10 protein-coding genes are annotated in these 11,231 nt (G+C 38.2%); 7 read left to right on the top strand and 3 right to left on the bottom strand.

What is annotated here, in order from left to right; genetic code table 11:
* Positions 1 to 183 precede the first annotated feature (183 nt).
* A complete protein-coding gene (locus FJR37_RS17730) occupies positions 184 to 843 on the top strand; it encodes a fasciclin domain-containing protein (protein WP_039200248.1) in 660 nt (219 codons plus the stop codon).
* A gap of 136 nt (positions 844 to 979) precedes the next feature.
* Here FJR37_RS17730 and FJR37_RS17725 read toward each other — a convergent pair whose 3' ends face one another.
* A complete protein-coding gene (locus FJR37_RS17725; RefSeq protein ID WP_039200246.1) occupies positions 980 to 1,531 on the bottom strand; it encodes a ferritin-like domain-containing protein in 552 nt (183 codons plus the stop codon).
* Positions 1,532 to 1,828: 297 nt separating this feature from the next.
* Between FJR37_RS17725 and FJR37_RS17720 the strand changes: the two genes are divergently transcribed.
* Entirely contained in the window at positions 1,829 to 2,509 is a 681-nt protein-coding gene (locus tag FJR37_RS17720) for a HEAT repeat domain-containing protein (protein WP_039200245.1), read from the top strand.
* A gap of 233 nt (positions 2,510 to 2,742) precedes the next feature.
* Complete coding sequence (locus FJR37_RS17715; RefSeq protein ID WP_039200243.1) at positions 2,743 to 3,309, top strand: phycobiliprotein lyase; 567 nt, start codon at positions 2,743 to 2,745, stop codon at positions 3,307 to 3,309.
* A gap of 297 nt (positions 3,310 to 3,606) precedes the next feature.
* On the opposite strand, the gene FJR37_RS17710 is transcribed toward FJR37_RS17715, so the two are convergent.
* The gene (locus FJR37_RS17710) at positions 3,607 to 5,085 is read right to left on the bottom strand and encodes a site-2 protease family protein (RefSeq protein WP_168466673.1); all 1,479 of its coding nucleotides are present in this window, start codon (positions 5,083 to 5,085) and stop codon (positions 3,607 to 3,609) included.
* A 164-nt stretch (positions 5,086 to 5,249) separates the two neighbouring features.
* On the opposite strand from FJR37_RS17710, the gene FJR37_RS17705 reads away from it, so the two are divergent.
* Positions 5,250 to 5,978, top strand: coding sequence for an MBL fold metallo-hydrolase (locus tag FJR37_RS17705; RefSeq protein ID WP_168466672.1), 729 nt, complete (start codon positions 5,250 to 5,252; stop codon positions 5,976 to 5,978).
* A 156-nt stretch (positions 5,979 to 6,134) separates the two neighbouring features.
* Here FJR37_RS17705 and FJR37_RS17700 read toward each other — a convergent pair whose 3' ends face one another.
* The gene (locus FJR37_RS17700; RefSeq protein WP_039200240.1) at positions 6,135 to 6,956 is read right to left on the bottom strand and encodes a DUF4351 domain-containing protein; all 822 of its coding nucleotides are present in this window, start codon (positions 6,954 to 6,956) and stop codon (positions 6,135 to 6,137) included.
* Between the two features lie 299 nt (positions 6,957 to 7,255).
* On the opposite strand from FJR37_RS17700, the gene FJR37_RS27775 reads away from it, so the two are divergent.
* From FJR37_RS27775 to FJR37_RS17690, 3 genes are all read left to right on the top strand, one after another.
* Positions 7,256 to 7,369 carry a hypothetical protein gene (locus tag FJR37_RS27775; protein ID WP_371416135.1) on the top strand — a complete coding sequence of 38 codons (114 nt, stop codon included), beginning with the start codon at positions 7,256 to 7,258 and terminating at the stop codon, positions 7,367 to 7,369.
* 125 nt (positions 7,370 to 7,494) lie between these two features.
* Complete coding sequence (locus FJR37_RS17695) at positions 7,495 to 7,977, top strand: hypothetical protein (protein ID WP_168466671.1); 483 nt, start codon at positions 7,495 to 7,497, stop codon at positions 7,975 to 7,977.
* A gap of 135 nt (positions 7,978 to 8,112) precedes the next feature.
* Positions 8,113 to 11,169: a HEAT repeat domain-containing protein gene (locus tag FJR37_RS17690; RefSeq protein WP_371416134.1), complete on the top strand. Its 3,057-nt coding sequence runs from the start codon at positions 8,113 to 8,115 to the stop codon at positions 11,167 to 11,169.
* Positions 11,170 to 11,231 lie beyond the last annotated feature (62 nt).

The raw sequence follows: 11,231 nt of genomic DNA, 5'->3' as shown, positions 1-11,231 counted from the left end.
TATTTTTAAACAAACTCTTAGATATTATAAATATTCCTACTCCTGACCGCTGATTTCTAGATTCTTTGATCACCTTACCTCAATTTTTGCGAAAAATCTTGTTCCTGATTCAAGAACCTTTTTGGTTGGCAAAATGTGATAAATCTTGGTATAACTTGTATGCAATCAAGATAAAGAAAATCTATGAACGCTAATTACAGCAAATTATTGCCCAAAATCACAGCAATTATGGGATTAATGAGTATCGCTCTTTTAACTACTATCCCATCTCCAGCCAAAGAAGTCCGCAATCCCAGACCAAATATTTTCAATGAACCACCTTACAATCGTGGTAGCAAACCTAGTGAAACCGCACCGGTCGCCGAACCCAGCCAGCCAGTAAGGGAAGTCCCCACTGCACCAGTTAGCAAACCCACCCAGTCAACATCAGTGAATTTAGTGACTTTGCTTGAGAAGAATGAATCTTTTAAAACTCTCGCTAAAGCTTTAAAAGCAGCGGGACTTACAGAAACCTTGCAAGGAAAAGGTCTTTTTACCATTTTTGCTCCTACAGACGCAGCATTTGCCAAACTACCAGCGGACGCATTAAAGGATTTATTGAAGCCAGAAAATAAGGAAGTATTGGTCAAGATATTAACTTATCATGTAGTATCTGGTAAGGTCCTCTCCACTGACTTAAAATCTGGGGAAGTGAAAACCGTAGAAGGGGGTGCTATTAATGTTAAAGTTGACCCGGTTACAGGTGTAACTGTAAATGATGCCAAAGTAACTCAGGCAGATATCCAAGGTAGTAACGGTGTTGTTCATGCAATTGATAACGTAATTCTGCCTCCTGATTTATAGATTTTTGAGATTTGAGTGATGAAAATTCGCAAATTAAAATCCCCGAAGCATGAAAAATCGGGGATTATAATATCCAAAAACACTCAGTTTAAACATGATAATTTAAACTGGGTTTTTCTAGAACATACCAATCAGACTAACGAGCCTTAGCAGTAGCCTTAGCTTCAGTTTGCTTTGCTTCTTGAACTAACTGCATCATCAACTGTTCCAGCTTTTGTGCTGTCTGTTCTTCTTGGTGTAGGTTTTGTTCTAACAACTGGACAACTTGGTTTTGTCCCATTTGTTCCGCTACCTTAATTAAACTACGATAACAAGCTATTTCCAGTTGTTCAATTTTACTATGCCATTCCGCCAATCCTAAGTCTATAATTTTGGGATTATCGGCAGCTAAAAGGACGAATTTTTGACCTTCACTAATTAAACCAGCCGCAAGATCACAGGTAATTCGCTGTGGTTGCTCTCCTAAAATAGATAAAGCCTGTTTCAGGTTTTCGATATGCTGTTCGGTTTCTGGAATATGTGGCTCAATTACAGCTTTCAATTTACTGTTTTGACAACATTGCCACATCATTTGCTGGGCTTCTAAGAAATGATTTTCAGCATCGAACATGATGTTCATTTCATAGATAAGCTGCTGTTGTAAGCTGGTGATTTTTTTCGTACCCGGGCGATCGCTAACTAAAACCATGATCATTCTCCTAATGGTAATTTCGCTGTCTTTAACAGTCGTTCCATTAACCCTACGTCTATTCCGATCTATTCTCCTCTTGCTAAAGACACAGTATAGGTGTGAAGTTTTACTGTTATTTAAGTGACGATATCATACCAAAGTCTGAACTATGATTTGTGTGATCTCTTTGATTTAGATGATTAATGGGGTTTTCATCGCCAAAATCATCCAAATCATCAGAATCACAAGAATCATAGTTTAGACTGCCCCAATTACGTTAAAGTAAAGATAAATTAAGAAATTGCTGTCAAATAAATGGCTGCTCCAAGTTTAGAAGTAATTGCGACTCAGTTAGAAAGTCCAAATTTGCGCGATCGCATGGTAGCTCTTGCTAGTTTGCGTCACATATCTGCCGATGATGCAGTCCCTTTAATTAAAAAGGTTCTAGATGATGAATCCCTGCAACTGCGCTCAATGGCAATATTCGCTCTAGGAATCAAAAAAACCCCAGAGTGTTATTCTATTCTCGTGAAAATTTTAGAAACAGATCCAGATTATGGCATCCGCGCTGATGCTGCCGGTGCATTGGGATATCTAGAAGATAATAGAGCCTTAGAAGTGCTATCACGGGCATTTTATGAAGATACGGACTGGTTAGTGCGATTTAGTGCTGCCGTATCTTTAGGTAATATCAAAGACCCTCGCGCCCATGATATTCTCATCCAAGCGTTAAATAGCGAAGAAATAGTCATCCAACAAGCGGCTATTTCAGCTTTGGGAGAAATCCGCGATATAAATTCTGTCACACATATTCTCCGTTTTGCCCAATCAGAGGATTGGTTAGTGCGACAACGACTAGCTGAGGCTTTAGGCAATTTACCGACTCCTAAAAGTGTCTCCGCCTTAAAATACCTAGAAAAAGATAGTCATAAAAACGTTGCTGAAGCAGCCAGGATTTCTCTACAAAGACTTGAAGAAACCAACAACCTGAGTTGAACTTAAGTAGGTTGGTGTTGAAAATTGTCGTTATGGCAAGGCAAAAGGCAAGAGGCAAGAGGCAAGAGTGAAGAGGGTTTGGGCGATTTTACATTTCTTTACACAGTTTGGTTTTATTGTGTTCACCTACTTAAAGTCGCCTCCTAGTTTTTATTGACACTTCCCGGTCTAAAGACGCGGGTCTCTTATAATAAAAGGCATTGTTAAAATTGTGATGCAGGACAACTTTATTTATGAACATTGAAGAATTTTTTGAATTAAGTGCTGGAAAGTGGTTTTCCCATCGCACCAGTCACCATTTAGCGTTCAAGCAGTCAGAAGACGGCAAATCAGACATTGTAATTGAGATGTTAGCGGCTGATCATCCAGAAGTAATTAAACTGTGTGAACAGTATGAAATTGCGCCAAATACGGCTTCCTGTGGGGCGCGAGTTATCTGGAATGGCACAATGGAATGGGACGAAGAAAAACATCAAGGTTCGACTGTTTTAGTCACAGTCCCCAATACAGATAACCCAGATGAAGGTAAATTACTCCGAGAAATGGGTTATGCCGAAAAAGCCCCTGTTGCTGGTAGCTATAAAATCGGTGACGATGGTGCTTTAACTCTAATTACTGAGTATGAAACCATGTGGTCTGAAGAAAGACTATGGTTTGCTAGTCCTAATTTACGGATGCGAGTAAGTGTGCTAAAGCGGTTTGGTGGTTTTAGCATGGCTTCCTTCACTTCTGAAATCCGTATGGGTAGCACAGATGCTTCTAAAAAGGCTACTGAAGCCGCTAATTCACAAAAATCCTAGACTAAGTAGTGAGACAGAATTAATTACACAATGTCATTGCGTAAGCGTTGCGTGGCGTTAGCCATATGGAACGAAGTGAAATGAAGCAATCGCAAGGGTTGTGATTGCTTCCCTTCGCTCGCAATGACTGTAAATATTTTTGTCCAATTACTTACAATATTGAGGTTGGTAATGGGTCATTGGTAATTAAGTAGGTCAACACAATAAAACCAAACTGTGTAAAGAAATGTAAAATCGCCCAAACCCTCTTCACTCTTGCCTCTTGCCTCTTGCCTCTTGCCTCTTGCCTCTTGCCTCTTATATATGCAACAAATTAGCTAAAACTTTGGGTAATGGTAAAACAATCAACAGTAACAAAGCCATTGATATTAATCCCATAAAATCACGTTTATTATCTAATTCCGTGACATCGTTTAAAGCAGGTTCGTCAACTAAGGGAACAAATAATAAAATAATTGCCCAAAATAAAAATTCTTCTCGGATAAACGAAAGCATTAGTAATAATAATCTGGCAACTTGACCAATAATCACAGCAGTTCGTTGTCCAAACATAGCATGAACAATGTGACCACCATCTAATTGTCCCACAGGCATCAAATTTAATGCGGTGACAATTAATCCTAAGAAACCTGCAACTGCAACTGGATGTAAATCAATGGCAGATTTTGCAGTTAATTCACTTCCTAAAGCCAACTTTGAGAGTAAAGCTAATAGAATCGAATATTTAGGATTGAGTGCATTGGGGTTTAAAAGTCCGGTTTTTTCGGGTAAAGCTACTATTTCTGAATGAGCTAAACCCCAAATTAATAAAGGTATAGTCATAATAAATCCTGCCAATGGACCAGCAATACTCATATCAAATAACGCTTTGCGGTGAGGTATGGGACTCTGGATTTTAATAAAAGCACCAAATGTGCCTAAGAAAAAAGGTATAGGAATAAAATAGGGTAATGTGGTGCGAATTTTGTAGAATTTCGCTGTTAGATAATGACCTAGTTCGTGAGTTCCTAAGATAGTTATTAAGCCCAAAGCATAGGGTAAACCCTGAAAAAATAATGTGAAATCAGATTCTAGTTGGGTGATATTAAAACCCGCAATTTTCAAGCCGATAAAAGTGGTGCTGAATAAAGTTGCTACTAACAATAGTAATGCTAAGACTGGTTCGGAAATTTTTTCTGCGTCTTGTTGGTTATTTGGTTTAACTGCTTGAGGATTGGGAACTAAAACAAAGAAGGGTTTATCATTCATCCCTTCTTGAAATATGACTAAAAAGCGATCGCCAAATTGTCCTTCAATATTAGTTTTAATTTGCTCATAAGCCGCACTAGCCATAGTTCGCAACTGTCCCCGACAAATTACTGCTTGGGGACGATACTCAATATTTTGCACATAATAGACAGACCAAGGAAAGCAGTTTCGCAGTCGGCTTTCTTCTGCTAAGTCTATGGGACGGACAGGTGCTGTTTCTACGGGAGGATGATTATTTGATGGTGATAGATTTTCTGGAGATTGATTTTCTGGATTTACGGGTAATTGCCGACCCCGATTAAACAATACCCAATATAATAATAAACAACCTCCCGATACCCAAAGAATGAGTGCTGATGGGGGAGCTTGTTTAGGACCATATATCAGCGTCCAACCAGTCAATACAAATGCAGGTGTCATTAAAACCAACCACAATAACCATACAGGGGTTCTTGTAGCCCGTGCAACGCTCTGTTGCATCATTAAATAAGTCAATGACCCCAGAAGGAGGAGAAACCAAAATGCCATATTATTTTCACTATGTTTAATAAAATGCCTTGCCTGTAATTTTTGTTACAGATTTTAATTATAAGCAAGACTGCACGCCTTAATTTTTCAATCACAGTTCACAGTCATGGTGAATACACTGTAACCTGATTGTTCACCACTCCTCAGTTTGAGTTTTTTCATTTATGTCTTCTTTTCCCCAGCAGTCGAGTTACAAGACTAAACCACCACGTTCTATCTTGACAAAAAGCCTGTCAACGCCAGAAAATCCTCTGATTTTTACGAATAACAGTATTTTTGCCTTTCCACCTAATCGGGACACTTTAGGAGGGACATCTTACTTCATTATCGGCAATGAAGGAAATATTCTCATAGATTGCCCAGCTTTAGAACAAATAAACCAGGATTTTTTGTCCTTACATGGGGGAATTCGGTGGTTTTTTATCAGTCATCGTGGTGCTATTGGTAAAGCCGCAGAATATCAGCAAATCTTAAATTGCGAAATTCTCATCCAAGAACAAGAAGCCTATTTATTGCCCGGTTCAACTGTCACCACTTTTACTGATGAGTTCACTCTCAATGCCACAACGCAAATAATTTGGACACCAGGCCATTCTCCAGGCTCTTCTTGTTTATATTATCGTGAATTTGATGGCGTGTTATTTTCGGGGCGGCATTTACTTCCTAACCAGCATGGTGAACCTATGCCACTACGCACTTCTAAAACTTTTCATTGGCTACGACAACTTAAAAGCGTTAAGTTATTAAGCGATCGCTTCACACCACAAACTTTAACTTATTTATGCCCTGGCGCTAATACAGGCTACCTTAGAGGTAAACCCTGTATAGACCAAGCTTACCAAAAAATCACCAACTTAAATTTAGCAACTTTACGAGAAATCCAAAACGAGTAGGGGCGCAGGGCCTGCGCCCACCAGAATTCGGTGAGTCTTCAAAAGGTTTAGAAGCTTTTAGCTAGAGAGAGTATATTCTCTGGAAATCCACTCCCAGGCTATTAGTGGAAGTCCGTAAAAACAGAGGAGAAAAAAGTATTAACAATTTCTGATTAGTCAATTTTCATGCTGATTTAACCAAGTTACTAAATCAGCAACTTCTGAAAAGTCTAACAATGCTTCTGCTAAATCATCTAATTTATCAACTGTTAGCATTCTGACTCGATTAAGCAATGATAAATCTATTTCGACAAATCGGCGATTAAGCTGGCGGATAACTGTCCTTTGCTCACCGCGTTGCTCACCCTTTTGGAAAATATCTTGATAAATTACTGATTCTTGCATAATTTCCTCACTTAACAATTGACGAATCAACTTTTTCTCAAACCGTAAACCGGCTAAAATTTCTGTGTAAGCGGCAATATCTTGTTTAGTCTCTCTATCTACGATTTTAGCAACATTTTCAGAAATCTGTGATAACAGACTTTGAGGTGAATTTGTGCGCGTTAACGGTGCCAAGGGTAATAATGCCGAATTATTCAGAAATAAGGCTGAATCTTGTTCCCACATCCTAATGACGCGATAGCGGTGAGTTGTAGTTTCACTCACATAAGCTTCGATAAAAGCGTTTTCGTGATTTGTTTCTTGTAAAAAAATCACTACTTGAGTGACAGGAATTTTATATTGGCGTGTTAACCTGACATAATAATCTAACTCTCGTAGCGGAATAGGCGTGTTAGATGTTGCCTTGGTCTGAAATTCAATATGTAAAATTCGATGTTCTGTTTGGAGAAATGTCAGAAAATCAGCACGAATTGGTTCAATACTCAATTCAGTTTTTAACACTTTGATTTCTCGCGGTTCTTCTGGTAGTAACCACCGGGCAAAATCAAGGGGATATTTTTCAGCTAATAGTTTGCAAACGTTGTCAAAACTCACAACTTTATTAAAAGTTACATAACAATGTTAATTGTACAATTAAATGGTTAATTGTTGGAAAATGGCTTCTATCAATTACGGTTACGGGCAACTGATATTAGTAATCGCACCAATCTCACGCAGATAATTGTCGAAGTCAATACTGCAAATAAACCGATTTATCTATAACTTCAATTCTACTGTACAAGCGTGACAAGTTCCAACCTACAATATCAGCGATCGCACTAACCTACGAGTGATCGCACTTTATTAATCTAACCTACGAGTGATTCCTACGGAGCGCTTCGCTATCGCACTTTATCAATCCAACCTATGAGCGATCCGCACGAGATAGCGAAGATCATTACCTGATTTGGAATTGCGCCCAAAATATTCTCTATCCAGAGTTTTATCAAACTTGGCATCATTCTTGATTTATGACAAGATGCTGAGATTACCATTTATTGACGTGATACCATAAATTTTGCGATCAATTCTACGAAATAGCGATCGCATCTGTTGAAATACTCTTTACACCAACTTAATTTATAGCGAATTTATGAAAACTTTCACGCTCATGGCTGTCATAAATACTATTGCTGCGATATCAAGTAACCCTCTAGTAAGTAAACCTCTAGAAAAAATTGGCGATAAACTTTACGAAAATATTGGTGATGTAATCTGGACGCAAGTAGGGAAATTAATCACTAAGCTACGTGAAAAGAAGCTATTACCGCGATTAATTGAGGCTGTTGATGCAACTGAACCCCAGCGGTTAGATTATGGTCAAGCTGTATTAGAACTCACAGAAGCAGCCGAGAAAGACCCAGAAATTGCTCAAGCGGTTCTAGATGTAGAAGCAGCAGTTAATAATGATCAGTCGGAAACTGCTAAGAAAATTCTAGCGAAAGCAGAAGAAATTAAAAATCAGCCTTCAGTGATCAATAACTTTGCACAATTGGCAGAGGAAATAAAAGCAGAAAAAGGCTCAATGGTTGCCCAACAAATTACAATTGGGAATCAAACTAATACTTATAACTGAATACAGTCGCCCGACGGGGAGAATCGGGCAAAGTTAACTCCCATTAATTGGACAGAAATCTGCCGGCAACTGTTGGCAGAAAGGCAAAAATTAACTACAAATCCCCTCACTTATTCTGAGGGGGTTAATTTGCAAGTGCAAGATGTTTATGTGCCACTAGGCTTAGTGGAACGGAAAAAAATATCTAAGCGTGAAAATGATTCTTTCCCAAATAAAGGATCAGAACTTTATCAAGAACTTGAAATTACTCAGAAGTTTGATAATAAAGAATTTTTAGAACAAGTTTTAAAACAGAAAAACACACCCAAAAGTAAAGGTAAACGCATTGCAATTATTGGCGAACCTGGGGCTGGTAAAACTACTTTATTACAACAAATTGTTGATTATTTATCTCAGGACATTAATCAATCAATTATTCTTTGGCTATCTTTAGCCGATTTACAAGGTAGAGAATTAGAAAAATATTTATTTGATACTTGGCTAACTGCTGCTAGTCATAGAATAGGAGAAGCAGAAGCTACAGATAAAATTAAAAATGATTTTGTCACCCAATTTAACAAAAGTCGAGTATGGCTATTATTAGATGGGTTAGATGAAATATCTAGTAATTCTGGTCATATTTTAGCTGATATCCATAGACAAATTCGGGAAAGTGGATGTATTAATCAAGCGCGAATAGTTTTAACTTGTCGGTTAAATTTATGGGATGGTGGCAGCAATGCGCTTAATGATTTTGATACCTATCGAACTTTAGATTTTTCTTATCCTGAACAGGTAGAAAAGTTTATTGATAATTGGTTTACCGCAATTTCTGAACCAGATAGAGAACGAGGTAAACGGTTATGTAATACTTTAAAAGAATCAGGTAAAGAGCGCATTCGAGATTTAGTTAAAAATCCTCTAAGGTTAACGCTACTTTGTTTAAATTGGCAAACTAGAGAAGGCAAATTCCCAGATACACAAGCGGGATTTTATCAGCAATTAGTTGATGATTTTTATAAATGGAAAAAAGAGGAATTCGTTACAAAAGCAGCACAACGCCAACAACTGAATATTAAATTAGGTGAATTAGCGAAAGAAGCAATAGATAAAGAAGCAACTCGTTTTCGCTTGCGGGGTGAGTTTATTAATCAGTTTTTGGGTGATGCTGATGATGAAGATTCACTACTAAGTTTAGCCTTGAAATTGGGTTGGCTTAATCAGGTAGGGATAGATACAGAAATAAAACCTGTTTATGCTTTTTTTCATGCCTCATTTCAAGAATACTTTGCAGCAACAGTAATTGATGATTGGCATTTCTTTCTTAATCATGTTCCTCAAAATCCTAGTGTGGGAAGCTACCGGATTTTTGAACCACAGTGGAAGCAGCCAATATTACTTTGGCTAGGACGACCAGAAGAAAAGTTAAGAAATCGAAAAGAAAAGTTTATTGAGGCATTAATTGAATTTAAAGATGGCTGTGTGAAATATAAAGATAAAGGTTTTTATGAATATCAAACTTATTTTTTAGCTGCTGCTGGAATTGCTGAATTCAAAGATTTTTCTCAAGCAGATGAAATAGTCAAGCAAATTGTTAATTGGTCATTAGATCATTCTAATTATAGTAATATTCACGATCAAGCAGATGTAGCACTACAAGAAACAGACCGAACAAGAGCTATAGCTGCTTTAATAAAATTAATCAACACATCACAGGATGAGGGTATCCGTCATCAGGCGACTGAAAGCTTAGGGAAAATAGGCGTTGGTAATCCAGTTGCGATCGCTGCTTTAATAAAATTAATCAACACATCACAGGATGAGGGTATCCGTCGGCAGGCAGTTGTTAATTTGGGAAAAATAGGTACTGGTAATCTAGATGCAATTACTGCTTTGGTAGAGTTAATCAAGATATTACAAGATTATGTAACTCATACGTTGGTGGCTGAAAACTTAGAGAACATAGGCGTTGGTAATGTAGATGCGATCGCCGCTCTGGTAAAATTAATCGAGACATCAAAGGATCAGTTTATCCGTGTATGTGCGGCTCTTAGTTTAGGGAAAATACACCCTGATAATCCAGTTGCGATCGCTGCTTTAGTAGAATTAATCAATACGTCACAGGATAATATCCGTGAGTTTGCGGCCGCAAACTTAGAGCAAATAGGCGTTGGTAATCCGGTTGCGATCACTGCTTTCGTGAAAATAATCAATACATCACAGGATGAGGGTATCCGTTGGCGGGCGGCTCAAAGCTTATGGAAAATAGGCGTTGGTAATCCAGATGAGATCCCTGTTTTGATAGAATTAATCAACACATCACAGGATAGGGTTATCCGTAAGTATGTGGCTCTTAGCCTACGGAAAATGGGCGTTGGTAATCCAGTTGTGATTGCTGCGTTGGTAGAATTAATTAAAACATCACAGGATTCGTGGTATACCCGTTTGCAGGCGGCTGAAAGCTTAGGAATAATAGACCCCGGTAATCCAGTTGCGATCGCTGCTTTGGTAGAACTAACTAACACATTACCAGATACTTTCATCCGTGGACTTGTGGCTGAAAGCTTAGGGAAAATAGGCGTTGGTAATCCAGTTGCGATCGCTGCTTTGGTAAAATTAATTAACACATCACAGGATGAGGAGACACTTAGGAACGCATCTAAAATCTTAGGAATGATAGACCCTGGTAATCCAGTTGAGATCACTGCTTTGGTAAAATTAATCAATACATCACAGGATGTTGTTATCCGTAATTATGTGAGTGAAAGCTTATGGAAAATAGGTGTTGGTAATCCAGTTGCGATCGCTGCTTTAGTACAATTAATTAAAACATCACAGGATGAGGAGACCCGTAGGTGGGCGGCTTATAACTTAGGGGAAATAGACCCTAGTAATCCAGTTGCAATTGCTGCTTTAGTAAAATTAATTAACACATCACAGGATGAAGATATTCTTAGGTTGGCGGCCTATAGGTTAGGGGAAATAGACCCTGGTAATCCAGTTGCAATTGCTGCCTTGGTAAAATTAATTAACACATCACATAATGAGAGTACACGCAGATGGGTGGCTGAAAGCTTAAAGAAAATAAATGCTGGTGATCAATCTATGGTAATTAAAGCCATAAATGGTTATAAGCTAACTAATGAACATTATCTACTCATTTGGAAAATCGCCCAAAATATGCCCTATCCAGACTTTTATCAAGCTTTGTAGAATTTCCCATTGTAATTGTTGTTGACGCAATAAGAGCGATCACACTCAATCCGCCGGAAAAC

The sequence above is a fragment of the Aphanizomenon sp. UHCC 0183 genome (assembly GCF_009712065.1).
GTDB lineage: Bacteria > Cyanobacteriota > Cyanobacteriia > Cyanobacteriales > Nostocaceae > Dolichospermum > Dolichospermum heterosporum.
The sequence above is the reverse complement of the archived record's forward strand: the minus strand, read 5'-3'. Positions and strand labels throughout refer to the sequence as shown.

Coding starts and splice junctions, on each gene's coding strand:
- FJR37_RS17710 (WP_168466673.1), bottom strand. CDS start 5,085: ATGGCATTTTGGTTTCTCCTCCTTCTGGGGTCATTGACTTATTTAATG.
- FJR37_RS17705 (WP_168466672.1), top strand. CDS start 5,250: ATGTCTTCTTTTCCCCAGCAGTCGAGTTACAAGACTAAACCACCACGT.
- FJR37_RS17720 (WP_039200245.1), top strand. CDS start 1,829: ATGGCTGCTCCAAGTTTAGAAGTAATTGCGACTCAGTTAGAAAGTCCA.
- FJR37_RS17730 (WP_039200248.1), top strand. CDS start 184: ATGAACGCTAATTACAGCAAATTATTGCCCAAAATCACAGCAATTATG.
- FJR37_RS17725 (WP_039200246.1), bottom strand. CDS start 1,531: ATGGTTTTAGTTAGCGATCGCCCGGGTACGAAAAAAATCACCAGCTTA.
- FJR37_RS17715 (WP_039200243.1), top strand. CDS start 2,743: ATGAACATTGAAGAATTTTTTGAATTAAGTGCTGGAAAGTGGTTTTCC.
- FJR37_RS17695 (WP_168466671.1), top strand. CDS start 7,495: ATGAAAACTTTCACGCTCATGGCTGTCATAAATACTATTGCTGCGATA.